The 24,436-nt window shown below is 69.0% G+C and carries 26 protein-coding genes and 1 pseudogene; 12 read left to right on the top strand and 15 right to left on the bottom strand.

Going from position 1 to position 24,436, the window contains the following annotated elements; all coding sequences use genetic code 11:
* Positions 1 to 67 precede the first annotated feature (67 nt).
* Together ABI214_RS15950 and ABI214_RS15945 are read right to left on the bottom strand one after the other, a co-directional pair.
* Positions 68 to 469 carry an acyl dehydratase gene (locus tag ABI214_RS15950; protein WP_348603499.1) on the bottom strand — a complete coding sequence of 134 codons (402 nt, stop codon included), beginning with the start codon at positions 467 to 469 and terminating at the stop codon, positions 68 to 70.
* On the bottom strand, positions 466 to 951 hold the full coding sequence (locus tag ABI214_RS15945) for a hypothetical protein (protein ID WP_348603498.1): 486 nt from the start codon (positions 949 to 951) through the stop codon (positions 466 to 468). The genes ABI214_RS15950 and ABI214_RS15945 overlap by 4 nt, the downstream gene beginning before the upstream one ends.
* A 102-nt stretch (positions 952 to 1,053) precedes the next feature.
* On the opposite strand from ABI214_RS15945, the gene ABI214_RS15940 reads away from it, so the two are divergent.
* Both ABI214_RS15940 and ABI214_RS15935 read left to right on the top strand, forming a co-directional pair.
* Positions 1,054 to 1,905, top strand: coding sequence for an alpha/beta fold hydrolase (locus ABI214_RS15940; RefSeq protein WP_348603497.1), 852 nt, complete (start codon positions 1,054 to 1,056; stop codon positions 1,903 to 1,905).
* Positions 1,902 to 3,158: a multidrug effflux MFS transporter gene (locus ABI214_RS15935; RefSeq protein WP_348603496.1), complete on the top strand. Its 1,257-nt coding sequence runs from the start codon at positions 1,902 to 1,904 to the stop codon at positions 3,156 to 3,158. The genes ABI214_RS15940 and ABI214_RS15935 overlap by 4 nt, the downstream gene beginning before the upstream one ends.
* On the opposite strand, the gene ABI214_RS15930 is transcribed toward ABI214_RS15935, so the two are convergent.
* From ABI214_RS15930 to ABI214_RS15920, 3 genes and pseudogenes are all read right to left on the bottom strand, one after another.
* Positions 3,121 to 3,867, bottom strand: coding sequence for an IclR family transcriptional regulator (locus tag ABI214_RS15930; RefSeq protein ID WP_348603495.1), 747 nt, complete (start codon positions 3,865 to 3,867; stop codon positions 3,121 to 3,123). The two genes, ABI214_RS15935 and ABI214_RS15930, sit on opposite strands and share 38 nt — an antisense overlap.
* Positions 3,868 to 3,981: 114 nt before the next feature.
* Positions 3,982 to 4,949: pseudogene (locus tag ABI214_RS15925) on the bottom strand (2-hydroxyacid dehydrogenase).
* A 5-nt stretch (positions 4,950 to 4,954) separates the two neighbouring features.
* Complete coding sequence (locus ABI214_RS15920) at positions 4,955 to 5,716, bottom strand: SDR family NAD(P)-dependent oxidoreductase (RefSeq protein WP_348603494.1); 762 nt, start codon at positions 5,714 to 5,716, stop codon at positions 4,955 to 4,957.
* Between the two features lie 182 nt (positions 5,717 to 5,898).
* Between ABI214_RS15920 and ABI214_RS15915 the strand changes: the two genes are divergently transcribed.
* Positions 5,899 to 6,675 (top strand): SDR family oxidoreductase, encoded by a 777-nt coding sequence (locus tag ABI214_RS15915; protein ID WP_348603493.1) that lies wholly within the window; start codon positions 5,899 to 5,901, stop codon positions 6,673 to 6,675.
* 71 nt (positions 6,676 to 6,746) lie between these two features.
* On the opposite strand, the gene ABI214_RS15910 is transcribed toward ABI214_RS15915, so the two are convergent.
* The 8 genes from ABI214_RS15910 to ABI214_RS15875 all read right to left on the bottom strand — a co-directional run bounded on the left by ABI214_RS15910 (position 6,747) and on the right by ABI214_RS15875 (position 15,222).
* Complete coding sequence (locus tag ABI214_RS15910; RefSeq protein ID WP_348603492.1) at positions 6,747 to 7,562, bottom strand: MaoC/PaaZ C-terminal domain-containing protein; 816 nt, start codon at positions 7,560 to 7,562, stop codon at positions 6,747 to 6,749.
* 26 nt (positions 7,563 to 7,588) lie between these two features.
* Positions 7,589 to 8,767, bottom strand: a complete 1,179-nt coding sequence (locus ABI214_RS15905) for a lipid-transfer protein (RefSeq protein ID WP_348603491.1) — start codon at positions 8,765 to 8,767, stop codon at positions 7,589 to 7,591.
* Positions 8,767 to 9,213, bottom strand: a complete 447-nt coding sequence (locus ABI214_RS15900) for a MaoC family dehydratase (RefSeq protein ID WP_348603490.1) — start codon at positions 9,211 to 9,213, stop codon at positions 8,767 to 8,769. Before ABI214_RS15900 ends, ABI214_RS15905 begins: the two co-directional genes overlap by 1 nt.
* Positions 9,210 to 10,322, bottom strand: coding sequence for an acyl-CoA dehydrogenase family protein (locus ABI214_RS15895; RefSeq protein WP_348603489.1), 1,113 nt, complete (start codon positions 10,320 to 10,322; stop codon positions 9,210 to 9,212). The genes ABI214_RS15900 and ABI214_RS15895 overlap by 4 nt, the downstream gene beginning before the upstream one ends.
* Entirely contained in the window at positions 10,322 to 11,305 is a 984-nt protein-coding gene (locus ABI214_RS15890) for a bifunctional MaoC family dehydratase N-terminal/OB-fold nucleic acid binding domain-containing protein (protein ID WP_348603488.1), read from the bottom strand. Before ABI214_RS15890 ends, ABI214_RS15895 begins: the two co-directional genes overlap by 1 nt.
* Positions 11,302 to 12,468 (bottom strand): acyl-CoA dehydrogenase family protein, encoded by a 1,167-nt coding sequence (locus tag ABI214_RS15885; RefSeq protein WP_348603487.1) that lies wholly within the window; start codon positions 12,466 to 12,468, stop codon positions 11,302 to 11,304. The genes ABI214_RS15890 and ABI214_RS15885 overlap by 4 nt, the downstream gene beginning before the upstream one ends.
* Positions 12,469 to 12,734: 266 nt before the next feature.
* Positions 12,735 to 13,580 (bottom strand): SDR family oxidoreductase, encoded by an 846-nt coding sequence (locus tag ABI214_RS15880; RefSeq protein WP_348603486.1) that lies wholly within the window; start codon positions 13,578 to 13,580, stop codon positions 12,735 to 12,737.
* Position 13,581: 1 nt separating this feature from the next.
* Entirely contained in the window at positions 13,582 to 15,222 is a 1,641-nt protein-coding gene (locus tag ABI214_RS15875; protein WP_348611675.1) for an AMP-binding protein, read from the bottom strand.
* Between the two features lie 367 nt (positions 15,223 to 15,589).
* On the opposite strand from ABI214_RS15875, the gene ABI214_RS15870 reads away from it, so the two are divergent.
* The 7 genes from ABI214_RS15870 to ABI214_RS15840 all read left to right on the top strand — a co-directional run bounded on the left by ABI214_RS15870 (position 15,590) and on the right by ABI214_RS15840 (position 21,811).
* Entirely contained in the window at positions 15,590 to 17,254 is a 1,665-nt protein-coding gene (locus ABI214_RS15870) for a class I adenylate-forming enzyme family protein (protein WP_348603485.1), read from the top strand.
* On the top strand, positions 17,254 to 17,736 hold the full coding sequence (locus ABI214_RS15865; protein WP_348603484.1) for a nuclear transport factor 2 family protein: 483 nt from the start codon (positions 17,254 to 17,256) through the stop codon (positions 17,734 to 17,736). The genes ABI214_RS15870 and ABI214_RS15865 overlap by 1 nt, the downstream gene beginning before the upstream one ends.
* A gap of 42 nt (positions 17,737 to 17,778) precedes the next feature.
* A complete protein-coding gene (locus ABI214_RS15860; protein ID WP_348603483.1) occupies positions 17,779 to 18,120 on the top strand; it encodes an EthD domain-containing protein in 342 nt (113 codons plus the stop codon).
* A 55-nt stretch (positions 18,121 to 18,175) separates the two neighbouring features.
* Positions 18,176 to 19,099, top strand: a complete 924-nt coding sequence (locus tag ABI214_RS15855) for a TIGR03619 family F420-dependent LLM class oxidoreductase (protein WP_348603482.1) — start codon at positions 18,176 to 18,178, stop codon at positions 19,097 to 19,099.
* Positions 19,096 to 19,620, top strand: coding sequence for a nuclear transport factor 2 family protein (locus tag ABI214_RS15850; protein ID WP_348603481.1), 525 nt, complete (start codon positions 19,096 to 19,098; stop codon positions 19,618 to 19,620). The genes ABI214_RS15855 and ABI214_RS15850 overlap by 4 nt, the downstream gene beginning before the upstream one ends.
* A 159-nt stretch (positions 19,621 to 19,779) precedes the next feature.
* Positions 19,780 to 21,024, top strand: coding sequence for a phytanoyl-CoA dioxygenase family protein (locus ABI214_RS15845; protein WP_348603480.1), 1,245 nt, complete (start codon positions 19,780 to 19,782; stop codon positions 21,022 to 21,024).
* A gap of 58 nt (positions 21,025 to 21,082) precedes the next feature.
* The gene (locus tag ABI214_RS15840) at positions 21,083 to 21,811 is read left to right on the top strand and encodes a helix-turn-helix domain-containing protein (protein ID WP_348603479.1); all 729 of its coding nucleotides are present in this window, start codon (positions 21,083 to 21,085) and stop codon (positions 21,809 to 21,811) included.
* Here the strand turns inward: ABI214_RS15840 and ABI214_RS15835 are convergent.
* A complete protein-coding gene (locus tag ABI214_RS15835) occupies positions 21,748 to 22,137 on the bottom strand; it encodes a VOC family protein (protein ID WP_348603478.1) in 390 nt (129 codons plus the stop codon). The two genes, ABI214_RS15840 and ABI214_RS15835, sit on opposite strands and share 64 nt — an antisense overlap.
* Before the next feature lie 186 nt (positions 22,138 to 22,323).
* Between ABI214_RS15835 and ABI214_RS15830 the strand changes: the two genes are divergently transcribed.
* Positions 22,324 to 23,067, top strand: coding sequence for a hypothetical protein (locus tag ABI214_RS15830; RefSeq protein ID WP_348603477.1), 744 nt, complete (start codon positions 22,324 to 22,326; stop codon positions 23,065 to 23,067).
* A 115-nt stretch (positions 23,068 to 23,182) separates the two neighbouring features.
* Entirely contained in the window at positions 23,183 to 23,587 is a 405-nt protein-coding gene (locus ABI214_RS15825) for a hypothetical protein (RefSeq protein WP_348603476.1), read from the top strand.
* A gap of 27 nt (positions 23,588 to 23,614) precedes the next feature.
* Here the strand turns inward: ABI214_RS15825 and ABI214_RS15820 are convergent, their stop codons facing one another.
* On the bottom strand, positions 23,615 to 24,403 hold the full coding sequence (locus ABI214_RS15820; protein ID WP_348603475.1) for an SDR family NAD(P)-dependent oxidoreductase: 789 nt from the start codon (positions 24,401 to 24,403) through the stop codon (positions 23,615 to 23,617).
* Positions 24,404 to 24,436: the final 33 nt, after the last annotated feature.

Below are 24,436 nucleotides of genomic sequence, written 5' to 3'. Positions count from 1 at the left end.
TGGTACGCAGATCTTCCGACGAACCCTCCGTCCTTCCAACGGATCCGGTTCACTCAGCAGACCGGGTTCACCGCCGGGCCACGACGGCCTCACCGGCGGCGCACAGCGTCCCGTCGGAGTCGCGCTCCTCGAGGTCCAGAACGATCCGATCGTCGTGGACCTCGCGCACCGACCCGGTGACCGTGAGCGTCGTCCCGACGTACGCGGGTGCGCGGTTCCGCCACCCGACCGACAGCACGGCGTCCGGGTCGCCCACGTACCGGGCGGCCGCGCGGAAGAACAGGGTGCCGTGCAACTGCGCCATCACGACCCGGTCGTCGAGCCCCTCGAACCGTGCGTACGCGGTGTCGTAGTGGATCCGGTGCGCGTTGTGCGTGGCCGCACCGAATCGTTGCACTCGCACCGGATCGGTCTGCAGCACAATCGATTCGATCGACTCGCCGACGGCGGGAGCGGCGTGTTCACTCATCGGACGATGAACCTTTCCGTGACGGTCGCCAACACACCGGCTGCGATCGCGCGGTAGGTCTTGACGACGGTGATCAACAGGAACGGGGCGTCGTCGCGCCCCTTCCACTCGATCCGGTCGACGGTCTGGTCGGCGGCGATACGCTGTCCCAGCGGCGGCGTCCGGTGGAAGGTGATGTCCTGTCCGCCAGCCATCAGCCGGACGTCGAGTCCGGACGTCCCGGGCACCTCGTCGGAGAACATCCCGTCGGGTCGGTACTCGCCGTCCCGCGCGCCGCTGGGCCCGCGCAGCAGGCTGGGCACGTACATGGCGTGCACCGCGAAGTCCGGCCGGTCCGGTTCCAGGTAGCGAGGGTCGTCCTCCGCACACGCGCGCGCGAAGGCGACCGCCTCGTCGGGGCGGATCGCCCCGAGGTCGCGGTGCTCGCGGGTGCCGATCGTCGACGACACCCGCTCGTGGACGATGTCCAGTGGAGTTCTCATGCGGCGACGCTAGGAGCGGCACCACCTGCAGGGCCACAGACCGGGACCGCCTGACGGACCGCGATCCTTTGCCCGCGCACGCCGATCGGGTCAGGTATGCGCATGACGAATCGACCGAACAGCTTGTACACCACCGCAGCCGGCGTGAAGTTCCACTACCACGACCTCGGCGAGGGTGCGCCCACGATCTTCCTGCACGGCGGCGGTCCGGGCTGCACCGCGTGGTCCGATTTCGGGCCGGTGGCTCCACTCTTCGCGCAGGACCGCCGCGCGATCCTCGTCGACATCCTGCAGTACGGTCTGTCGGACAAGTGCACCATCACCGGGCCGATGTGGGACTTCCACGCCGCCAAGATCGTGGCGCTGCTCGACGAACTCGGCATCGACCGTGCCGATTTCGTGTGCAACTCGTGGGGTGGCACCATCGCCCTGAACCTGGCGGCGAAGTACCCCGACCGGGTGCGCTCGCTGGTGATCACCGGCAGCATGCCGGTGTTCTACGGCCCGCTCGCGCCGCTGCCCGAGGACGGCCGGCGGGGGCGCAACGCCCGCGACGTCTACTACGGCGGCGAGGGCCCGACGCGCGAGAAGATGCGTCAGCTCATCACCAAGCTCGAATGGTTCGACGGCGAGCGCCTGCCCGAGGAAACCCTCGACATGCGCTACGAACAGAGCCTCGACCCCGACGAGATGGCGCTCGCGGCGGCGTCGGACAACCCCCGCGGAGACTGGCAGGATCTCACCGCGGAACTCGGAATGATCCAGGCGCCGGTACTTTTCGCGTGGGGCATGCACGACGCCTTCCTCACGCCGGACTACCCGCTCATGCTCGCCCGGATGATCGAGCACGGTCACCTGTACGTGATGGACAAGGCGTCGCACCACCTCCAGGAGGAGCGGCCGCACGACTACTACACCGTGGTGACCGGGTTCCTGAACCAGCAGCATCCGTGACGGCCGACGCGACGACCGACGCGGCCCGCGAGGGTGCCCGCGTCGCCGCGCCCGAGGGCGGGAGCCGGATCCGACTGGTCGTGATCCTCGGCCTGCTCACCGCCCTCGGGCCGTTCACGGTGGACATGTACCTGCCGGCGCTACCCGCGATCACCGACGATTTCCTGACGTCGGACGCCGCCGTGCAGCTCACGCTCACCGGGACGCTGCTCGGCCTGGCCCTGGGCCAACTGGTGATCGGGCCGCTCTCCGACGTGTTCGGACGCCGACGTCCGCTCGTCATCGGGACGTCGCTGCACGTCGCGGCGTCGGTGGCCTGCTGGTTCGCGCCGTCGATCGCGGTCCTCGGCGCACTGCGCGCGCTGCAGGGGCTCGGCGCGGCCGCGACCGGGGTGATCGCGATGGCCGTCGTCCGCGATCTGTTCGACGGCCGGGACGCCGCCGTCGTGATGTCGCGGCTGATGCTCGTCATGGGCGTCGCCCCGATCCTGGCGCCGTCGATCGGCGGCGTGTTGCTGACGGCGGTCTCGTGGCACGGGGTGTTCCTCGTGCTCGCCGGTCTCGGGCTCGTCATGATCGTGCTCGGTGGGGTCGCGATGCCCGAGACACTGCCGCCGTCGGCACGGGTCGGCCGCGGTGTCGCACCGGTGCTGCGCACGTACGCGACGCTGGCCCGCGACGGGCAGTTCATGGTGCTGGTGCTGGTGTGCGGGCTCGGCCGGGCGGTGCTCTGGGCGTACATCGCAGGCTCGTCGTTCGTGATGCAGGACCAGTTCGAGCTGGCGCCCGGGGTCTACGGCATCGCGTTCGCCGCCGGCGCCGTCGTGCTGATCGGCGCGTCCCAACTCAACGTCGTGCTGCTGGGGCGCTGGACGCCGATGGGCATCTGCGTGGCGTCGCTCGCGGTGAGCACCGTGCTCGGAGCCGTCGCGATCGGGTTGGCGGCGACCGACACCGGCGGATTCCTCGGCTTCGCGCTGCCGGTCCTGGCATTGCTGTGCGCCACCGGGTTCGTGATGCCGAATGCACCGGCGCTCGCACTGTCCCGGCACGGAGAGGCTGCGGGCACCGCGGCGGCGATGGTGGGGTTCGCGCAGTTCGGGGCGGCGGCGGTCATCGCCCCGATCGTCGGGCTGCTGGGGAACACGTCCCTGGCGATCGCCGTGGCGATGACCGGTTCGGCGGTGCTCGCACTGTTCGCGTTGGGGGCCGTCGTCAGGCCGTCCGCGCGATCTCGTGGAGCGCTCGACTGACGCCCTGCCCCGCGGTCTGCAGCGGTCCCGAGATCCGGGCGACGTTCATCCGGGCCGTGCTCGTCGACACGCTGATGGCGCCGACAACGGTCGATCCTCCCGAGAAGATCGGGACCGCCGCGCTGGCCGTCCCGAGCCGAACCTCCTCGGCCTCGACCGTCATCGCCTCGCTGCGGGCGCGTTCGAGTTGCCGGCGCAGCATTGCCGCCGACGCCACCGAGCGATGTGTGTACTTCGCGAGGCCACGGGCGACAACCTGCTCGAACACCGCGGGCGACGAGAAGGCGAGCATGACCTTGCCGGTGGCGGTGACCTCGACCGGCAGCCGGCCTGCGACGCGGGACGGCAGGTCCACCGACCCGTGCCCGGAGATCTTGTCGATGTACAGCACATCGAGGCCGTCCCGGATCGCGAGGTGGACGGTCTCGCGGGTGATCGCGTGCAGTTCCTGCAGGAACGGGAGCGCGGCGTCCCGCAGGATCCGCTGCGTCGGCACCAGTTGACCCAGTTCGAACAGCCGCAGTCCCAACCGGTAGTCGGTAGCGACCCGCTCGAGCAGCCCCAGTTCGACCATCTCGGCCGCGAGCCGGTGCACGGTGGCCTTGGCCACCCCGCTGCGCCGCGACAACTCGGTGAGCGACAGCGAACCCGACTCGGCATCGAAGGACTCGAGCAGCAGGCGCACCTTACCCAGCAGCGATGTCACCATCAGGTGCCTCCTACGATCGCCGTCCCATTCAGCGGGACCGGTGCGCAGAGCCTACCGAGAATCGATCGAATGTTCGTTTCGATACCAGCGGCCACCGAAGCGGGCGGCGAGGTGTCAGCCGACCGTCCACAGCGGCGCCTCGCCGCGGCACACCCGCGCGACGTTGTCGCCGGTCATGCGAAACATCCGCTGCCGCGCGGTGGAACTACCGCCGGCGAAGTGGGGACTGAGCACCACGTTGTCGAGGTCGAACAGTTCGCTGGCGGGATCGAGCGGTTCGACGGCGAAGACGTCCAGCGCAGCGCCGGCCACCGAGCGGGACCGGATCGCCGCGGCCAGTGCGGCCTCGTCGACGACCGGCCCCGGGCCGCATTGACCACCAGCGCTTCGGGAGGCAACAGCGCCAGTTCGCGCGCACCGATCAGGCCCCTGGTCCGGTCCGTGAGCGGGACCGCGACCACCAGGACGTCGGAGTCCGACAGCAGATCGTCGAGCGCGCGATGGCGCAGCGCGGAGCTCGGGTCCGGCCGACGCGACGTGTACGCCACGTCGCACCCGAACGCCTGGAACAGTGCGGCGCACCGTCGGTTGATGTCGCCGAAACCGACCAGTCCCACCCTTCGCTCGCCCAGGTCCCGGGTGTCGCGCTGCAGGATCGACGTCTGCGGCCAACGGCCCGAGCGCATCTCGGCGTCCGCCCAGCCGATCGAGCGACACAGGTTCGAGGTGGCCGCCAACGCCCACTCCGCGACGGACGCGGCGTTCCCGCCGGGCGTGTTCGCTACCGGGACGCCGGCCTCCGCCCACGCGTCGACGTCGATGTACGCGATGCCGACGCCGGGCTGCTGGATCAGACGCAGATGCCGGCCGAGCGCGGCCTCCTCCGCGCCCAGGGACAGCCGCCCGGACCAGTCCGCGACGACGATGTCGACGTCGGGCAACAGCTCCCGCACCACCTCTGCGGTGCGGGAACCCGGCCGGACGATGGACCCGGCGCCGCCGACGGCATCGCGCACGGCCACCTCGATCGCCGGATCCGCGGTGAGTACCAGGATCCGGTTCCGGCCGAGCTCCCCGTCCATCTCCGTCAGCCCCAGCGGGACTGGCCGCCGTCGAGCGGGATGGTGGCGCCGCTGAGGTAGCCGGCGTCGCTGCTCACGATGAAGACGACAGCCCGCCCGATGTCGCTCTCGGGATCGCCGATGCGACGCAGCGGGATACCGGCCTTGAACTCCTCGGCCTCCTCGGGGTACTCGTTGATCCACCACTCGAGCGCCGGCGACAGGGCATGGGGCGCAATCGCATTGACGCGGATGCCGTCGACACCCCATTCGCAGGCCGCGGCACGCGTCAGGGCCCGCATCCCCTCCTTGGTCGCGGCGTAGGCACCGTAGTTGCTCGCGTCCCACCGGACCGCCGCCGACGTGACGAGATTGATGATCGAACCGCCGCCGCGTTCCTTCATGGACGGGTAGCACGCCCGCATCAGGCGCAGGGTCGCGAGCGGACCGGTCTCGAACGATCGCTCGAAGTCCTCATCGGTGACGGACAGCAGCGGGCCCGGCTTGCAGTCGTTGGCGTTGTTCACCAGGATGTCGACCCCACCGAAGTGCTCGAGGGTGCGTGCGACCGCCGCATCGATGTCCTCGGCCTTGCTGACGTCGCACGGCACGGCCACCGCCTTGCCGCCGTAGGCCTCGATCTGTTCGACCGTCTTGACGAGCTTCGACTCGGTCCGGCCCGAGACGGCGATCGAGACGCCCTCCTTGGCCAGCGCGTGCGCGATGCCCTGGCCGATGCCCTGTCCGGCGCCCGTGATGAGTGCGACCTTGCCGTCAAGCTTGCCCATGTGTACTCGCTCTCGAAGTCTCGTGAACTGGGAAGACCTGGTGTGACAGACCTCCAGTCGACTATTCTCAACCAAGCATTTGCTTGAGCGCAGCGTTATCGCGAAATTGGTGGCGAAAACTTCTGGGCACCAAGGATCCTCATGGTGTGCGGGCGCTGCGACACGACAGAAAGGCAGTTCGCATGAACTACCCCAACCCGATCGACTTCTCCGGTCGCGCAGTGGTCGTCACGGGCGGCACCAAGGGCATCGGCTTCGCCATCGCCGAGCACTTCCTGCAGGCGGGCGCTGACGTGCTGGTGTGCGCGCGCAACGAGCCCGACACCCTGCCGACCGTCGACGGCCGCAGCGCCGCCTTCCGCGCCGTGGACGTCCGCGACCCGGCCGACGCGACCGCCCTCATGGAGGACGCCGCCTGCCGCTTCGGCCGCCTCGACGTGCTGGTCAACAACGCCGGCGGCTCCCCCGACGCCGATGCCGCGACGGTGTCGCCGCGCTTCGTCGAGAAGATCGTCGCGCTCAACCTGCTGGCGCCGTACTACATGGCCCAGGCCGCGAATCTCGTTATGCGCGAGCAGGAGACGGGCGGGGCGATCGTGAACATCGGCAGCGTCTCGGCGCATCAGCCGCAGCCGGGCACCGCGGCCTACACCGCGGCGAAGGCCGGACTCCTCGGACTGACCAAGGCGCTCGCGATCGAGTGGGCACCCAAGGTGCGCGTCAACCACATCACCACCGGACTGATCCGCACCGAGGCGGCGGCGTCGGTGTACGGCGAGGACGGCGGCGCCGCGGTGACCCGCACGCTGCCGATGGAGCGCATGGCCGTCCCGTCGGACATCGCCAAGGCGTGCCTGTTCCTGGGCAGCGACCTGTCGTCGTACGTCAACGGCGCGGACCTGGCGGTCCACGGCGGCGGCGAGTACCCGGCCCGCTACATGGCGACGCAGGGCAACTGAGCTGAAGTCCTGGCCGAATGTCACATGCGTCCAGTTGGACTGAACGCATGTGACATTCGGTCGTCACACACCTACTTGGCGAAGACCGCGTAACCGCCGGAGATGGCCGGCTTGCCCTCGCGGACGAGCTCGAAGGACAGGCCCGAGGCGTCGCCCCACGCCTTCAGATCCGCGGTGTCGCCGGGGAACACGGGCGCGGCGAAGCGGCCCTGCAGTTCCGTCAGGTCCGCGGGGTGCACGCCGAGTTCCTTCGCGAGCGGCAGCGTCGACGCGGCGAGCGTGCACAGGCCGTGCATGATCGGACGCGGCTGGCCGATGCCCGCGGCGGCGGCCGGATCGATGTGGATGTGGTGGCGGTCGCCGGTGAGGCGGTACAGCGCGGCCACGTTGAACGCGGTCTCGAGCTGAGCCGTCACGTTGGCCTCGCCCTCCGGTGCCGGCGGCTTGGACGGGCCACGCTCGCCACCGAATCCGCCTGCGCCCGGGGCGAACAGCGACCAGGTCGCGACGAAGTAGTCGCACTCGACCTTGACCTCGAACACCGCCGCGGCGCCCTTGTCCCAGACCTCGCCGACACTGGCCTTCAGCGTGACCTCACCGCTGCGGGGCAGCGGCGCGAGCACCTTCAGCTCCTGCGACCCGTGCAGCGCGGTCTTCATGTCGAAGGCACCGCGCTGCCCCAGCTCGTCAGGAGCCCACTGGGCCAGGGTCAGCGCGAACGTCGGCAGCACCCGCAGCCGGTCCTCCATGACGAGGTCCAGATCGGTGGCCTTCGCACCCACGGCGAGCGCGTACAGGATCGCGTCGCGCTCGTCGTAGCTCACCGTGCGGGTGCCGAGGTCGACCCCACGCCACGCGCCGGCCGGCTTCTGCTCCACTGCCGTCATTCTTCGGTCCTTCCAGGTAATTCGGATCAGGCGGCGCCGAGAATGAGGCCGCTGGTGGGAACCGCGGTTCCCGCCGTGACGAGCACGTTCTCGACACCCTCGGGCTGGTTGGTGGACGTCCCACGCACCAACCGGACCGCCTCCGCGATGCCGTTGACGCCGTGCAGGTACGCCTCACCGACCTGGCCGCCGTGCGTGTTGCTCGGCAGCCGTCCACCGATCTCCAGATTCCCCTCGCGGATGAAGTCCTTGGCCTCGCCGGGACGGCAGAAACCGAGTTCCTCGAGCTGCGGGAGCACCAGAGGAGTGAAGTGGTCGTAGAGGATCGCCGCATTGATGTCGTCCGGCGTCAGACCGGCCTGGCCGTAGAGCTGACGACCGACCAGACCCATCTCCGGGATGCCGGTGATGTCGGGGCGGTAGTAGCTCGTCATCATGTGCTGGTCCTTGCCCGAACCCTGCGCGGCGCCCTTGATGATCGCGGGCTTGTTGCGCAGGTCCTTGGCGCGCTCGGCCGAGACGATGACGAGGGCCTGGCCGCCGTCGGTCTCCTGGCAGCAGTCGAGCAGGTGCAGCGGCTCGGCGATCCACCGGGAGTTCTGGTGGTCCTCGAGCGTGATGGGCTTGCCGTAGAACCACGCGGCAGGGTTGTTCGCGGCGTGCTTGCGCGCCACGACAGCAACCCGGCCGAAATCCTCACTCGTGGCACCGTACTGGTGCATGTACCGCCGAGCGAACATCGCGACCCACTGGGCGGGAGTCGCCAATCCCTGCGGGGTCAACCACGCATACGCTGCGCGGTCGGCGGTCGAGTCCATCGGGCGGTCGTGCTGCCCCAGGCCGAAGCGCATACCGGAGCGTTCGTTGAACGCGCGGTAGACCACCACGACCTCGGCGACGCCGGTCGCGACGGCCATCGCCGCCTGCTGCACCGAGGCGCACGCCGCGCCGCCGCCGTAGCCGATCCGGGAGAAGAACTTGAGCTCCCCCAGCCCGCAGTTGCGGGCGACGAGGATCTCGCCGTTGGTCTCCATCGTGAAGGTGCTGAGACCGTCGACCTCGGACGGGTCGATGCCGGCGTCGGCGAGAGCGGCGGTGACCGCCTCGCACGCGAGCTGCAGCTCGGAGCGACCGGACTTCTTCGAGAACTCGGTGGCGCCGATACCGACGATCGCGGCGGCACCCGAGAGCGGGCTGACAGCCATCAGGCATCCCTCCCTTCAGCGGCGGGGTAGGCGACCGTGACGGTTCCCGACAGGTGGTTACCCAGGCTGTTCGCGCCCTGGACCTTCACCTCGACGAGACCGTTCTCCTTCGAGACGACCTCACCGGTCATGGTCATGGTGTCGCCCGGATAGTTCGGGGCACCCAGGCGGATCTTCACCCGGCGCACCGTCGCGAACGGTCCAGCCCAGTCCGTCACGAACCGGCCGGCCAGCCCGTTGCTGGTGAGGATGTTCATGAACACGTCCTTCGAGCCGCGCTGCTGCGCCAGCTCCGGATCGTGGTGCACGTCCTGGAAGTCACGCGTCGCGATCGCGGTCGCCACGATCAGCGTGCGGGTGAGCGGGATCGCCAGCTCGGGCAGCACCTCGCCGACAGCGATGTCGTCGTAGCTGCGGCCCGTCACGGCGGCGGCGGTGGCGGTCATGAGACCACCTCGACACCCGCCGCGAGCTGTGCGCCCAGACGGGCGAGATCCGACGCGGAACCACCGAGGGTGGCACCGATCTGCTTGCCCCACAACAGGTGCCGGTGCACCGGGTAGTCGGTGTCGACACCCATGCCGCCGTGGACGTGGGTGGTGCGGTGCACGACGCGCTGGCCGGCGTCGGTGGCCCACCACTTGGCGACCAGCACCGACGTGCCCAGCTCCTGCCCCTCGGCGAGCAGCCACGCGGCCTGCCACAGGGTCACGCGCATCGCCTCGAGGTCGATGTAGCAGTCGGCCAGCTGGTGGTTGACGGCCTGGAACGTCGCGAGCGGACGCCCGAACTGGTGCCGGCCGTTGAGGTACGTGACGGCCTGCTGCACGGCACCCGAGCCGACACCGAGCTGGATCGCGGCCAGCGCGAGCTCGACGCGGTCGAGCAGCCACTGCGCGGTGGTGCCGTCGGCGGGGCCGAGCAGTTCCGCGGGAGCCGACTCGAGCGTGACGTTGCCGCAGATCTCCCAGTTGGTGGACTGCGTCTGCTCCACCGAGACGCCCGCGGCGGCGAGGTCCACGACGAACAGCGCCGCACCGGACGGCGTGGTCGCCGAGACGATCGCGCGGTCCGCGACGTGGGTGATCGGGACGACCGCCTTGGCGCCTGTCAGGGTCCACTGGCCGCCGGCCTCGGTGGCGGTGGTCCGCGGATCGCCCGGGGCGTAGGGGCCGAACTCCTCGAGCCCGATCGTCAGGAAGCTGCTGCCCTCGGCGACACCCGGGACCAGCGCGGCGCGCTGGGCGTCGGTGCCGAACTCGGCGACCGCGAGGGCCGCGAGGGTGGACTGCCAGATCGGCACGGGCGCGACGTGGCGGCCCTGCTGCTCGAGCAGGACGTACAGCTCGGACAGGCCCAGGCCGCCGCCGCCGAGGTCCTCGGGCAGCGCGATGCCGAGCAGGCCCGTGTTCGCCAGCTCGCGCCACAGGTCGCGGTCGAGACGCTCATCGCTCAGCTCGACCTGCTTGACGCGGTCGATGTCGGCCTTGCTGGTGAAGACCTCGTCGGCGAGGTTGCGAATTGCCTCTTGCTCTTCGCTGAAGTTGAAGTCCATCAGGAGTCCTCCCGTGCGGCCGGCCGGAACGCGGGCAGCGTCAGATCCGGGTCGGCGTCGATCCAGTCCAGTTCCACCGGCATGTCGATCTCGACGTCGTCCGGCGAAATGCCGGTCATGTTCGCGATCAGGCGGGTGCCCTCTTCGAGTTCGATCGTCGCCACGATGAGCGGGTACTCGAATCCGGGGATCTGCGGGTGGTGGTTGACGACGAAGCTGTAGACGGTGCCGCGGCCCGACGCGTCGACGGTGTCCCAGTCGAGCGACTGGCACGCACCGCACATCGGTCCGGTGGGGTGGCGCAGCACGCCGCAGTTGGTGCAGCGCTGGATCACCAGGCGGTGCTCCTTGGCGGCCTCGAACCAGAAGGCGTTGTCGGCGTTGAGCGCCGGGCGCGGACGCAGGCCCGGGATCGGCCCCGCCGACTTCTCCGACTTCTCTGCCGGCTTCTCCGCGGCCTTCTCGCTGCCCTTCGGCTTGAACCGCAGGGTCCGCCAGCGCTGGGTCGCGACGACCTCGTCGTCTCCGTTGCGATAGGTCTTGAGCGTCGTGACGAAGTGACCGACGCCGAGGCCCGTCTTCTTCTCCTCGGAGATGTCCTCGATCACCTCGGTGAGCGAAACCCGGTCGCCGGGACGCAGTTCCACGAAGAACTCGAAGTCCGAGTCGGTAGCGACGACGGACGTGAAGCCCTCGTCGTCGAGCGTGGCGATCAGGTCGGTCCACACCTGCGACGGATCGTTGTTGGCCATCTTGTCGTTGAACGTGCGCATCGTCCACACCTGCGCCATGAGCGCGGGGGCGACGGCGCCGTCACGACCGGTGGCGCGGGCGGCCTCGTCGTCGAGGTAGATCGGGCTGGTGTCGCCCATCGTCTCGACCCAGTGCCGGATCATCGGGGTGTTGACCTCGTCCGGACCCCACACGGTGGGGGTCAGGACCTGACCCTCGAATGCCTCGAGCTTGGTGAGGAATTCGCTCACTTGACCCTCTTCTCACGCGCGAGGCCCAGGCCCATGGTGCCGACCATGTCGCGCAGGACCTCGTTGACGCCGCCGCCGAACGTGTTGACCATGCCCTGGCGCGAGATCTGCTCGATCTGACCGGCCAGCAGTGCACCGGGCGACTCGGGGCGGATACGGCCCGCGGCGCCGAGGATGCCGAGCAGCGTGCGGTACACGTCGATGTGGGTCTCGGTGCCGTACGCCTTGGTGGCACCGGCGTCCGCGCCGGACAGCCTGTCCGCGGCGACGGCCGCCGTCATCTTCCAGTTCAGCAGGCGCATGGCCTCGAGCTTGGCGTGCGTGCGCGCGAATTCCTGCTGCACCCACGGGATCTCGATGGCGCCGTTCTCCTTGGCCCAGTCCAGGACCTGGTGCCACAGACCGTAGGTGCGGCCACCGATCGCGGCCAGACCGATGCGCTCGTGGTTGAGCTGCGCGGCGATCAGCTGCCAGCCGCCGTTGACCTCGCCGATGACGTCCTTCTGCGGGACGCGGATGCCGCTGTAGTACGTCGAGGTGACCATGAGACCACCGACGGTGTTGATCGGCGACCACGAGAAGCCGGGATCGTCGGTGGGAACCACCAGGATCGAGATGCCCTTGTGCTTGGGGGCCTCCGGATCGGTGCGGCACGCGAGCCAGACGTAGTCGGCGGTGTTGGCGCCCGACGTGAAGATCTTGTTGCCGTCGACCACCCACTCCTCGCCGTCGAGGACCGCGCGGGTCTTGAGCGACGCGAGGTCGGTGCCGGCCTCGGGCTCGGTGTAGCCGATCGCGAAGACGATGTCGCCCGCGAGGATGCCCGGCAGGAAGCGTTCCTTCTGCTCCTCGGTGCCGTACTTCATCAGCGTCGGGCCGACGGTGTTGACCGTGACGAACGGGAACGGCAGACCCGCCCGCTGCACCTCGTCGAAGAAGACGAACTGCTCCTCGATGGATCGGCCCTGTCCGCCGTACTCCTTGGGCCAACCGATGCCCAGCCAGCCGTCCTTGCCGAGCAGCTTGACGACCTCGCGGAAGTACTGGCCGCCCACGCCCTCCTCGCCGGCCTTGCGGCGCTTCTCCTCGGGCAACAGGGCCGCGAAGTACGCGCGCAACTCCTTGCGGAGCGCGAGCTGTTCGGGGGATTCCCTCAAGTCCATCGTTACTCTCCCTAACAACAAACGACTGACAATCGACGTCATTGCGAGGCAGACGGCCGTGCGAGGACGGCTGCCTGCCTTCGTTGGTCCGGACGCTAACCAGCGCGCCGGGGTCGCCGGGGCGCACATCTCGCCCAGCGGGAATCACTAGTGCACAAATCCGATCAGACCAGTCCGTGTCGTCGGGAGCAAGCCCCCCGTGCCCCTCCGCCCCGCCCACGACCGGTACGGGCCCGCGCGCCGGCGCCCGAAGCCCACCGGCCGCCTCAGTTCGCGGACGGACCGGTCAGGTCGTCCATCAGCTTCGGCGCCCACACCACCCGCCCGAGGAACCGCTCGGCGTCGGGTGCGGTCGCCAGCCACACCGCGGCGTCGGCGGGGACGGTCGCCGGAACCGACGCGAACCCGGCGTCCTCGATCTTGTCGGTGCCGCCGCGCGCCTTGCCGGACTCCGTGACGACGAAGCCGGGGCTGAGGTTGAACGCACGGATACCGCGACCGCGGTACTCGGCGTTGACGGCGCCGGCGAGGCGACCGAACGCCGCCTTCGACGCGGCGTACGCGACGCCCCAGCCGCCCTCGCCCGGCGCGGCCGGCGGATCGGTGGTCGCCGACCCGGAGACGAGGTTGACGACGACACCGTCGCCGTTCTCCACCATCGACGGCAGCACCCGCTGGATCAGCGCCAGCTGGTGCAGGTAGTTGCCGCGCACCATCACCTCGGCGTCGTCCGGACGGAGGTCGAGGATGCGCTCCATGTGACCGGCCGTCTGCGCGTACGCGTTGTTGACGAGGACGTCGATGCGGCCCCACTCGCGCAGGACCTCGTCGGCGGCGCCGACCACCGACTCCTGATCGAGCAGGTCCATCCGGATCGGCAGTGCGCGGACACCGCAGGACTCGATCTGGGCGGCCGTCGTCTCGAGGCTGCCGGGCACGGCGATGAGCCCCTCCCCCTCGGCTCGGGTGCGGGGCGTGACGGCCCCCTCCCCCTCGCGAACGGTGCGCGCGGTGATGGCCACGTCGAATCCCTTGCGCGCGAACGCCAGAGCGATCTCACGGCCGATACCGCGGCTCGCGCCCGTGACGAGGGCGACCTTGCGGGCCGTCATCTCACGCTCCCAGGAAACGCTGGCGCCCGAACGACACGAACTCGGCCTCGAGCGTCGCCTTGTCCGCATCGGTCATCTGCGTGTAGACCGGCTCGCCGCGCCCCTCCCAGCGGTACACCGGCTCGTCGGTGCGCCACAACTCGGCCTGCAGTTCACGCTTGAGGACCTTGTTGGACCCGGTGACCGGCAGATTCGTCGACACGCGCACGAAGCGCGGCGTCGCCTTCGTCCCCAAATCGCCCTGGGCACCGAGGTACTCGGCGAACTTGTCGGCGTCGAACGCGTCGAGCGCCTCGACCTCGATCGCCGCCATCACCTGATCACCCGACCGCGAATCCGGGATCGCGTACACGCCGGTCGCGATGACGTCGGGGTGACGGCGCAGCACCCGCTCGATCACCAGCGCCGAGGTGTTCTCCCCGTCGACACGGATCCAGTCGCCCTTGCGTCCGGCGAAGTAGATGAACCCGGCCTCGTCGACGTAGCCGAGATCGCCGGTCCAGTACCAGCCGTGCTTGATGCGGTCGGCGTCGGCGGCGTCGTTCTTGTAGTAGCCCTCGAAGGCGCGCGCACCCTCCTTGTTGATCATCTCGCCGATGGCCTCGTCCGGGTTCAGCACCCGGCCGTGCTCGTCGAGGATCGCGCGGGCGCACTCCGCGCGGGTCTCGGGATTCACGATGGCGATGCCGGCGTGCGCGGGACGCCCCAGCGCCGCCTCCGGGGCCTCCGGGTCGAGCTTGACCGATCCGGCGCCCTCCGACGAGCCGTAGCCCTCGAACAGCTCCGCCCCGAAGCGGCGCACGAACTCGACCTTGTCCTCGGGCGAGGCCTCGGTGCCGAAGCCGCGCTCGAGCTTGTTGTCCTTGTCGTCGGGCTGCTCGGGCGTCGCCATCAGGTAGGCCAGCGCCTTGCCGACGTACGTGAAGAACGTCGCGCCGAAGAACTTCACGTCGGGCAGGAAGCCGGACGCGGAGAACTTGCGGGCCTCGGGGAGACAGACCGTCGCGCCGTTCGCGAGCGCCGGGGCCCACAGCGCCATGAGCGCGTTGCCGTGGAACAGCGGCATGGGGCAGTAGTCGACGTCGTCGCGCTTGTGGCCGTACTTCGCGGTGTTGGCGTACGCGAGGCGCGACAGCCGGCCCTGGCTGCACTTGACGCCCTTGGACATTCCGGTGGTGCCGGACGTGAACAGCAGCAGGTACAGGCTGAACTCGTCGATGCCGTCGGCGATCGCGGGCTCGACCCGGTGCGCGTCGATCCGCTCGCGGTAGTCCGGGGCGTCGACCAGGACGAAGCGGTCCTCGGACAGGCCGAGATCGAGGCCCTTCAGCTTCGCCATGCCGGCGGCGTCCGTGACGATCAACTGGCAGTCGACGTAGCGGATCTCGGCCTCGAGCTCGGCGGCACCGCGGGTCGGGTTGATGCCGACGATGGTCGCGCCGGTGAGCGCCGCGCCGCCGAGCCAGAAGAGGAACTCCGGCACGTTCTCGAGCAGGACGCCGATGTGGAACGGACCGTCCACCCGGAGGGACTGCGCCAACGAGCCGCACGCGGCGCTCTCGCGGACCACCTCGTCCCACGTCCAATCCTGCTCGCGGGTGCGGAGACCGAGGTGCTCGTCGCCGACGCGATCGAGCAGCATCTCGGCAATCGTGGTGCGTTCCAACTCATACTCTCCTGTCGAGGCGCCGGTGGGCGCGGTCCCAATGACCGCCCGAGGCTCCGGCATGGTGACCGGCGTCGAGATCGACTCCTTCGGAACCGACCGCGCGGCCCGAGCAGCGCGATCGCTCCCGCTCCTCGGGCAGCGTTCTGTGCCGAAAACTAGACCTGGGCTGTCGCGCAGATCACCGTTAGTCTCGCTGAGTGGTAACTCACCCCGCAGGACCTTCGCGACGTGAGAAATTGCCGTGAGAAACCCGTCACACCCCATATCCCGCGTCCGGGACCTGGGCGTTCGCACGCAATTGGTGACAGGAACGACACTGTGACATGACGAAAGGCCACTCATGACTGCCCCTGCAGATCCGCAACTGCACCTGGATCAGGTCATGTCCCGCCTCACCGGCCCCGGCGGGCCGTTCGAGATCGTCGAGGAAACGGTCCTCGGTACCCGGATGCCGGTCATGAAGAATCGGAACAAGGCCGTGGGCGATCTGCTGGCCGAGTCCGTCAAGTGGGGCGAGCGCGACTACCTGGTCACCCAGGACCGCCGGGTGTCCTACACCCAGCACGCCGCCGACGCCTACGCCTTGGCCGCCGCCCTGCAGGAACGCTACGGCGTGGCGAAGGGCGACCGTGTCGCGATCCTCGCCGCCAACACCCCCGAGTGGGTCACCTCGTTCTGGGCGACGCAGGCGCTCGGCGCCATCACCGTCGGGCTCAACGGCTGGTGGGTCCCCCGCGAGATCGAGTACGGCCTGCAGCACAGCACGCCCAAGGTGCTGATCGCCGACGCCAAGCGTGCGCAGGCCCTCGCCGACATCGACACGGCCGGCGCCACGGTCCTGACGATGGAAGAGGACCTCCCCCGCCTGTTCGCCGAGTTCGCCGGCGCGGACCGCCCCGTCGTCGAGGTGGACGAGGACGATCCGTCCGTCATCCTCTTCACGTCCGGAACCAGCGGTCGCCCCAAGGGTGCGCTGCACTCGCACCGCAACCTGCTCGCCGTCGTCGACTACCACCGCTACAACGGCGCCATCATGGCGGCATTCACGGGCAAGCAGTTCGATCCGAACGTGCCGACCCACATGCGCGACCTGCTCACCTCCCCGCTGTTCCACATCGCGAGCCTGCACAATCTGGCGGTGCCGCGCCTCGCGATGGGCGGCGCACTGGTCATGAACCAGGGCTCGTTCGACGTCGACCGGATCCTCGGCCTCATCGAGCGCGAGCGGGTCACGAACTGGGGTGCGGTCCCCACCATGGCGTCGCGCCTGCTCGAGCACGGCAACCTCGACAAGTACGACCTGTCGTCGCTGACCTCGTTCTCGCTCGCGTCCGCGCCGTCGTCGATCGCGTTCAAGGACCGTCTGCGCGACCAGGTTCCGTTCGCGCGCAACGCGCTCGTCGACAGCTACGGGCTCACCGAGTGCAGCACCGCGATCGCCGTGGCCAGCTCCGCCGAACTCGAGGAGTACCCGGGCACGCTGGGCCGGCCGATCATCACGGTGAGCATGGAGATCCGCGACCCGTTCGGCGAGTGGCTGCCCGACGGCATGGAGGGCGAAGTGTGCGTGCGCAGCCCCTTCGTCATGCTCGGCTACTGGAACGACCCGGACGCGACCGCGAACTCGATCACCGCGGACCGCTGGCTGCGCACCGGCGACTACGGCGTCGTCGAGGACGGCCGTCTGCGGCTCACCGGACGTCGCTCGGACCTGATCCTGCGCGGCGGCGAGAACGTCTACCCCACCGAGATCGAGCAGACCCTCGACGAGCACCCGGCGGTGCAGGAGTGCGCGGTGATCGGCACCCCGCACCCCGACCTGGGCCAGGAGGTCTCGGCGGTGGTCGTGGTGGTCCCCGGCGAGAGCGTCACCGAGGAGGACCTGCGGGAGTTCGCGTCCGAGCGCCTGTCGTACTTCAAGGTGCCGACGAAGTGGCGTATCACCACGGACCTGTTGCCGCGCAACGCAACCGGCAAGATGGTCCGCCGCGAGATCCACGTCTGATGACCACCTGGACGGTCGAGCGCCTGGGCGCCGTCGAGGCGATCCGCGACCTGGCCCACCACTACACGCACCTCATCGACGAGGCGCGGTTGGAGGAGGTCGCGGATCTCTTCGCGCACGCCGTCTACGGGCAGTGCGACGGCAACGGGACACCGGTGGGCCCGGTCCGCGATCGTGATCGCGACGGTGTGCTGGCGGCGTGCCGCGCGTTCATCCGGATGCACGGCACGCCCCCGCGGCCGCGCACGAAGCATGTGGTCACCAACCTGCGGGTCGACGTCGCGGAGGACTGCCGCAGCGCGACGTCACTGTCGTACTTCACGGTACTGCAGGCCGCGGAAAACCTTCCCCTGCAGCCGATTCTGTCCGGTCGCTATTTCGACACCTTCGCCGTCGTCGACGGCGAGTGGGTGTTCACGCAGCGACTGACCTGTATCGACCTGGTCGGGAACCTGAGCGAGCACGCCCAGCGGGCCCTGTGAGAACCTTCGCCCTCCACAGTCGATCTTGACGAGGAAGTACCCGTGTTCAAAGCTGTAGCCCTGCTCGCCCGCAAGCCCGAACTGACCCGTGAGCGGTTCGTCGAGCACTACGAGACCGTCCACGCGCCCCTGATCCTGCGCTCGTTCCCCACGCTGAAGGCGTACCGCCGCAACTTCGTCGACCTCACCGACAGCGTGCGGGCGCCGGGGGTGGCCGATCCGGTCTTCGACGTCATCACCGAGATGTGGTTCGAGGACCGGGCGGGCTACGACGCGATGCTCGCCGCACACGCCGATCCCGCGATCGGCGGTCCGGTGGCAGAGGACGCCAACCTTTTCCTCGATATGTCGAAGACCCTCCAGTTCGCCGTTGAAGAGCACTAGCCGAACATCCGTAGGAAGCGAGCTGCCGAACCAGTAGCCGCGGAGCAGGAGCACCATGCAGGTCGGTCTGAACATCCTCGGAGCCGAGAACCTCTACGCCGGACGGATCCGCCCGGTGCTCGACATGGCCGCGGCCGCGGACCGCGCGGGAGTCGAGATGATCTCCACCGGCGATCACATCGGCTTCAACGCCGCCGCGCACGCGGAACGGGTCCGCACCAACAACTTCCCCTTCCCGATCGACCACGACTGGTACGAGCCGCTGTCGTTGCTGTCGGCCGTCGCCGCCGTTACCGAGCGGGCGCTCCTGAACGTGTCGGTCCTGATCGCGACGGTGCGGCCTCCGGTGCTGCTGGCCAAGCAGATCGCCACCCTGGACCGGCTGTCGGACGGCCGGGCCGCGATCGGCATGGGAGTCGGCTGGCAGGAAGCCGAGTACACCGCCACGAACATGCCGTTCGATGCACGCTTCGGCCGCATGGAGGACACCGTGCGCGCGTGCCGCGAACTGTGGACCAAGGCACCGGCCAACTTCCACGGCCGCGAATTCTCCTTCGAGGACTTCCACGCCCTGCCGTTCCCGGTACAGGAGCGGGTGCCGGTGATCTTCGGATTCGGGCCCAGCCGGCGCAACTTCGACCGCATCGCCCGCGTCGCGGACGGATGGACCGTCAATCCGGCTGACATGCAGACCTTCTCGGACAGTGTCACCCTGCTGCGCGACATCTTCGAGACGCACGGACGCGACCCCGGCTCCGCCATCGTGCAGGTGTCGGTGTCCCCGGAACGCCGCGACGACGGCACCGCCGACTTGGGCGCGACCGCCGAGAAGACCCTCGCCTGGCACGCCGCCGGCGCGACGGTCGCGGTGTTCCGACCTGCCACTTTCTGCACAGCGGGAGAAGAGGTTCCGGAGCTCATCGACTGGGCTGTAGGACTGAAGTCGAAGATCCAAGACACTGCGGAGGCGAGACGATGACGACGGTGAACAGGGACACGGCGATCGCCGAGCTGCTCGACAAGCAGGCCATCTACGAGGTGGTCATGCGCTACTGCCGCGGCATCGACCGCCTCGACTTCGACCTGGTGCGCGACGCCTACCACCCCGACGCGATCGATCACCACACCGGATTCGACGGCAACGTGGACGATTTCATCACCTGGGTCGAGCCGAAGCTGCGCTCGATCGGCGGCACGATGCACCACATCGGCAACCATCTCGTCGAACTGCACGGCGACTTCGCAGTGAGCGAGTCCTACTCCACCGCAGCCCACTGGGGCGGCGGCGAAGGCATCGGCATGGTCAACTTCACCAGCGGCTGCCGCTACGTGGACCTCATGGAACGACGCGACGGCAAGTGGGCCATCGCCGAACGCTGGGCGGTCCGGGAATGGACCCGCTCCGACGCCGGACGTCTCACCCTGCCGGAGAGCGACGGCCCGCGCGGCCGCCGCGACGGCTCCGATCCGCTCGACGCCCTGCGCGCCCGGCTGAGCTGAGGCCTCGCGCACCGTCCGAGGGGCTGGTGCCGTGCAACTTCTTCGAGGGCTCGGCATGCGTTGTTCACCGCCTGAATTTCCTTGACGGACGGCACCTCTCCCTTATCGTTCGATAGAACGACACAGGCACGCTTCGGAGCGACCCGGTGGGAGGGCTGTATGAGTAGCGGCAAACAGGGCACCAGACTTCCGTGGGTCGAGGCGATCGCCGATTCGTTCCCCAAGCATTCATTCGTCGCTTTCCACACCCACGATCTGCTGGTCCACAATGCAGAACGCCGAAACCTGGTCGTCGAGGACCTGGCCGGCGTCCCTGCGATCGCGTTCCGTCTTCCTGGCGGGCCGACGTTCACCTGGATCGCATCGTCAGAAGGGGTCACGGCTGTCGAGGGCGACGCGAACGCCGCCACCTTGGTCGACCTCGACGAAGACACGTTCTCGGCATATCTGAACGAATTACTCACCGCGAGCGGGTGTGTACGCACCGAGCGAGCCCGAGTGGTGCGTGGGACGGTGCAGGACTGGAAGCGGTGGGAGCCCGCAACGCGCGCGCTGCTCACGGGTCGCGCGATCTATTCGAATGCGGTCCGGGACAGACTCGTCGACCGCGACGGCAAGCCGCTGGATCTGCACGGCAGCTTTCCCGCGGACGGGGATCGCGAAGAGATGCGGCACTTCCTCGACACTGCGGGGTACCTGCACGTCAAGGGCGTGTACGGCGCCGCGGAAGTCGCCCGACTCGGCGCCGAGGTCGAAGTGGCGCGCGACCGGACGATGCCTGGTGACCCGTTCTCGTGGTGGTCGCTCAATGCTGTCGGCGACGAAGTGGTCACGAGGATCAACTATCTGGGCCGCCACTCCGAGATTCTCCATCAGCAGTGTTTCGAGCCGAGGATGACCGAACTGGCCAGGCTCACCAACGCCGAATACAGGGTCTGTGACGATCGCCTCGACGGTCCGATGGTCTTCATCAAGTCCTCCAATGTCGTCAAGGGCGACGGCGACCTGGGCTGGCATACCGACGACGGCATCGGTGGGCACCCCGTCCTCTGCCCACTCATCCAGGTCGGCATCCAACTCGATCACGCATCCCCGGCCAACGGCCAGCTCATGGTGCTCGCGGGCTCACACCGGTACGCCAAGCACTGGCTCGCGTGGGGCGAGGAGGGAGACCTGCCCGTGGTGCGGATCGAGACCGAACCGGGCGATGTGACGTTGCACTTCGGCGACCTCATGCACAGCACCCCGCCGCCCACCGGTCCCGACGCCGGTCGACGTGCGCTCTACTACAAGTTCTCGGAACAGAAGACGTTCGACTGGGTGCCGGCCGGCAGCCACTACAACGACGCACTCTTCCACGCCGACAAGACCGGAAAGATCTCCACGCGGGCGGCCACCTACTAGTACGTCCCGCGCGCCCGGCCGCGCCGAGCCTGTCACCGCCCCATGCTCTACTGAGGCCGTGTACCGCGAGCGCCCGTCACCGGTGGTCCCTGGGGCCATCGTCTGGCACACCGACCGTACGAGCGGCGGTGAGGTGCTGCCCGACGGTTGCATGGACCTCGTGTGGCACGACGGCGACGTCGTGGTTGCGGGGCCGGACACCCGACCGTTCACGGTCACCGCGTCGCCGCTTCCCGGCGTCGGACTGCGGTTCCCGCCCGGTCTGCTGCCCCACCTGCTGGGTGTCCCGGCCGCCGGCCTGCGCAATCTCCGGGTTCCGCTCGCCGACGTCGTCGGCCCGCGGGCAGCAGCGGCCCTCGCCTGCCTGGACCCCACCGACGCGGCAGATGCCTTCGAGGCATACGGCCGCTCTCGTCTGGCCATGGCCGGGCTTCCGAACCCGGTCGTGACCGCGGCGGCACACCTGCTCCGGACGGGGCTACCGGTCGCAGACGTCGCCTCCGCCACGGAGCTGTCCGAGCGGTCGCTGCACCGGCTGGCGACCCGCAATTTCGGCTACGGGCCGAAGACCCTCGCCGGGATCCTGCGCCTGCAACGGGCGCAGGATCTCGCCGCGCGCGGTGTCCCGTCCGCCGTCGTGGCCGCCGAGTGCGGCTACGTGGACCAGGCACACCTCATCCGCGAGTCCCGTCGCATCACCGGACGGCCGTTCGGCGAGCTTCGTCAGCCGGGCAGCGGCGCGAACAGGTCGACGCCGTTGCCGTCGGGGTCCTTCACGGTCGCGTAGCGCTGACCCCACGGGGCGTCGAACGGCTCGACCTCCCCGTACCCGGCCTCCGCGAGCCGTGCCCACACCTCGTCCACCCGTGCCGGACCGCCGCATTCGAACGCGAGTGAGACGCGGGAGTCGCCGGTGGGCGGGGTGTACGGCCCACCGAACGACTCCACCACCTCGACCGTGTCCCACATCAGACGCACGCCCCCGGCAACCACTTCGACGTGCGGTTGCAACGCGGCGTCGGCGGGGATGTCGAGACCGAGGAGCCGGTAGAAGCGCAGGGACGCTTCCAGATCCGTCGTGACGAGGCCGATCGCATTCAGCTGAGGAATCATGGCACCGATGCTAGGCGCCGGTATCGCTGCCCGATTGGATCTTTCGGACAGCAGCGATCCCTGCGCAGCCCGACGTGATGACCGACCCGACCGACAGGGCCGCCTTGGACAATTCCGGCGTTTCACGCGGGGGAATCCCGAACCGTGGTGTCTGATGATTCCACACCGACAGGGAGGGAATCGACCATGGCACAGCTGGATCCGAGCACTCCGACAACGTCCGCACGGACGTCGCGTGGCCAGTTCGCACGCATCACGGTGGCCGCCGCCGCGACGGCAGCCGCGATGGCGGCAGCTGCGCCGGCCATCGCGGGGGGCGCGCCGATCGAGGCGGCAGTCACCGGCCCCGCAGCACCGACGCTGACCACAGCGGTGGACGGAAACGACCTCACCATCACGCTCACCGACCCGAACACCAGCCAGCGGTTGACCACGTGCACGGCGGCACTCGTCAGTGTCGACAAGGCCATCCCGCTCCTGCCGTCACTCGCCACCGGAACGCTGCCGCCACTCAGCGAGATCGATCCCTCCGTCTTCGCATGGGGTCCGTCGTTGACAACGACGAACTTCCTCACCAGGGAGCGCACGTACCAGGTGACCGACGTCCCCACCGGCATCTACCTCACCCTGGGCATCTGCACCAACCTCGGCGGCGTCGCGGTGGATTACGCGCCCACCTTCATCGGCCCCACCGTGCAGGTCGGTTCGGCCGCGATCCAACTCGGCAGCACCGTGATCGAGACCCCGGGAGCCGTCGCCGCGATCCTCGAACTCCTCGGCATCGACACCGGGAGCCTGGGCAGCTCCGACAGTCTCGGGAGCGCCACCGGCAGCCTCGGCAGCGCCGACGGTCCGGTCGGGTCCGCCGGCAGCCTCGGTTCGACCGGCAGCATCGGGAGCGCTCGACCAACCGGCAGCATCGGGAGCTGAGGTCTCCGAAGGATTCCCGCAGAACAAGCAATCGCAGCGAATCCGCCCGTTCTCACCACCGGCGGCCCTCTTGTCGTGTTCTATACGTCAAAACATCGACAGAAGGAGCTCAATCATGGTGGTGAACGACCCGACGGCACGACAGTCGACGGCGAAACGATCGCGCGTGCGAGCGGCTCTCGGGACTGTCGCGCTGGCCGCGGGCGCCGCGGCGGCGCTGACGGCCTTTGCACCGGGCACGGCAGGCGCGATCGTCATCCCCGAGCCGACCCCGCTCGGCTCGCTCGGCTCGCTCGGCTCTGTCGATCCGATGCAGACGCTGCTCGGGCAGTTCGGCGGCGTAAACACCGGAGGCCTGGGCAGCGTGCAGATCATCATCGGCGGCCAGCCCGTCACCGGCAGCCTCGGCCTCGGCCTCGGCAGCCTGGGTCTGGGCAGCTCCAGCGGCAGCCTCGGCAGCACGTCCACGGGCAGCTTCGGCAGCTCGTACGGCAGCGTCCTCGACTCCCCCAGCACCTGACGGAGTCGGGCGCCCCAGCGTCGGCGATCAGTCCACCTGGGGCGCCCACTGCACGCCGTTGATGTGACCGCCGCCGTCGACGAAGAGCGTGTTGCCGGTGACGTACCGGGAGTCGTCACTCGCAAGGAACACCGCAACCGGACCGATGTCGTCCAGCGGATCACCGATCCGTCCCATCGGGTTCGCCTCCGCCATGGAGGCAGCCATCTGCGGATTCGCCTCTTTCACCCGGCGGTACGCCTCGCTCTGCGCGCCGGGACAGATCACGTTGCAGCACACCTGCTTCGGCGCCCACTCCCGGGCGGCGGTACGGGTGAGCGTACGCAGCGCCTCCTTGGCGGCGTTGTAGTGCACCGAGTACATGTGCGCGTTCACACCGTTGAGACTCGCCAGGTTGATCACGCGGCCGGTGCCACGCCTCTCCAGTTTGGGCAGGGCCCGCTGCATCGCCCAGAACGCGGCCATCACGGCCATGTCGAAGCCGCCACGTAGCTGCTCGTCCGTCATGTTCTCGAACCGAGCGAATCCCGAACTGCGCCAGGCATTGTTGACCAGAATGTCGAGACGGCCGAACTGTGCCACCGCGCCGTCGACCATGGCATGCACCTGGTCCTTGTCGGTGATGTCGGTCTGCTGGAACTCGGCCTTGACCCCCCACTCGTCCCGCAGCCACTGCGCGGTCGATTCACCCGCGGCCGTGTCGATCTCGGCCACCAGCACGTTCGCACCCTCCCGTGCGAACGCCCCCGCGATCCCGCGTCCGATGCCCATGCCGGCGCCGGTGACGATCGCGACCCTCTCGTCGAGCTTCCCCACAATGATCCCCTCTCCCGATAGAGCTGAAGGGTC

This window comes from Prescottella soli, assembly GCF_040024445.1.
Taxonomy (GTDB): Bacteria; Actinomycetota; Actinomycetes; order Mycobacteriales; family Mycobacteriaceae; genus Prescottella; species Prescottella soli.
Note: the sequence above shows the minus strand (reverse complement) of the source record. Positions and strands in the feature narration are given on the sequence as shown.

Excerpts from the sequence above, each read along its gene's own strand:
- ABI214_RS15950 (WP_348603499.1), bottom strand. The coding sequence starts at position 469 with ATGAGTGAACACGCCGCTCCCGCCGTCGGCGAGTCGATCGAATCGATT.
- ABI214_RS15945 (WP_348603498.1), bottom strand. The coding sequence starts at position 951 with ATGAGAACTCCACTGGACATCGTCCACGAGCGGGTGTCGTCGACGATC.
- ABI214_RS15940 (WP_348603497.1), top strand. The coding sequence starts at position 1,054 with ATGACGAATCGACCGAACAGCTTGTACACCACCGCAGCCGGCGTGAAG.
- ABI214_RS15930 (WP_348603495.1), bottom strand. The coding sequence starts at position 3,867 with ATGGTGACATCGCTGCTGGGTAAGGTGCGCCTGCTGCTCGAGTCCTTC.
- ABI214_RS15920 (WP_348603494.1), bottom strand. The coding sequence starts at position 5,716 with ATGGGCAAGCTTGACGGCAAGGTCGCACTCATCACGGGCGCCGGACAG.
- ABI214_RS15915 (WP_348603493.1), top strand. The coding sequence starts at position 5,899 with ATGAACTACCCCAACCCGATCGACTTCTCCGGTCGCGCAGTGGTCGTC.
- ABI214_RS15910 (WP_348603492.1), bottom strand. The coding sequence starts at position 7,562 with ATGACGGCAGTGGAGCAGAAGCCGGCCGGCGCGTGGCGTGGGGTCGAC.
- ABI214_RS15905 (WP_348603491.1), bottom strand. The coding sequence starts at position 8,767 with ATGGCTGTCAGCCCGCTCTCGGGTGCCGCCGCGATCGTCGGTATCGGC.
- ABI214_RS15900 (WP_348603490.1), bottom strand. The coding sequence starts at position 9,213 with ATGACCGCCACCGCCGCCGCCGTGACGGGCCGCAGCTACGACGACATC.
- ABI214_RS15895 (WP_348603489.1), bottom strand. The coding sequence starts at position 10,322 with ATGGACTTCAACTTCAGCGAAGAGCAAGAGGCAATTCGCAACCTCGCC.
- ABI214_RS15885 (WP_348603487.1), bottom strand. The coding sequence starts at position 12,468 with ATGGACTTGAGGGAATCCCCCGAACAGCTCGCGCTCCGCAAGGAGTTG.
- ABI214_RS15880 (WP_348603486.1), bottom strand. The coding sequence starts at position 13,580 with ATGACGGCCCGCAAGGTCGCCCTCGTCACGGGCGCGAGCCGCGGTATC.
- ABI214_RS15875 (WP_348611675.1), bottom strand. The coding sequence starts at position 15,222 with ATGCTGCTCGATCGCGTCGGCGACGAGCACCTCGGTCTCCGCACCCGC.
- ABI214_RS15870 (WP_348603485.1), top strand. The coding sequence starts at position 15,590 with ATGACTGCCCCTGCAGATCCGCAACTGCACCTGGATCAGGTCATGTCC.
- ABI214_RS15865 (WP_348603484.1), top strand. The coding sequence starts at position 17,254 with ATGACCACCTGGACGGTCGAGCGCCTGGGCGCCGTCGAGGCGATCCGC.
- ABI214_RS15855 (WP_348603482.1), top strand. The coding sequence starts at position 18,176 with ATGCAGGTCGGTCTGAACATCCTCGGAGCCGAGAACCTCTACGCCGGA.
- ABI214_RS15850 (WP_348603481.1), top strand. The coding sequence starts at position 19,096 with ATGACGACGGTGAACAGGGACACGGCGATCGCCGAGCTGCTCGACAAG.
- ABI214_RS15845 (WP_348603480.1), top strand. The coding sequence starts at position 19,780 with ATGAGTAGCGGCAAACAGGGCACCAGACTTCCGTGGGTCGAGGCGATC.
- ABI214_RS15835 (WP_348603478.1), bottom strand. The coding sequence starts at position 22,137 with ATGATTCCTCAGCTGAATGCGATCGGCCTCGTCACGACGGATCTGGAA.
- ABI214_RS15830 (WP_348603477.1), top strand. The coding sequence starts at position 22,324 with ATGGCACAGCTGGATCCGAGCACTCCGACAACGTCCGCACGGACGTCG.
- ABI214_RS15825 (WP_348603476.1), top strand. The coding sequence starts at position 23,183 with ATGGTGGTGAACGACCCGACGGCACGACAGTCGACGGCGAAACGATCG.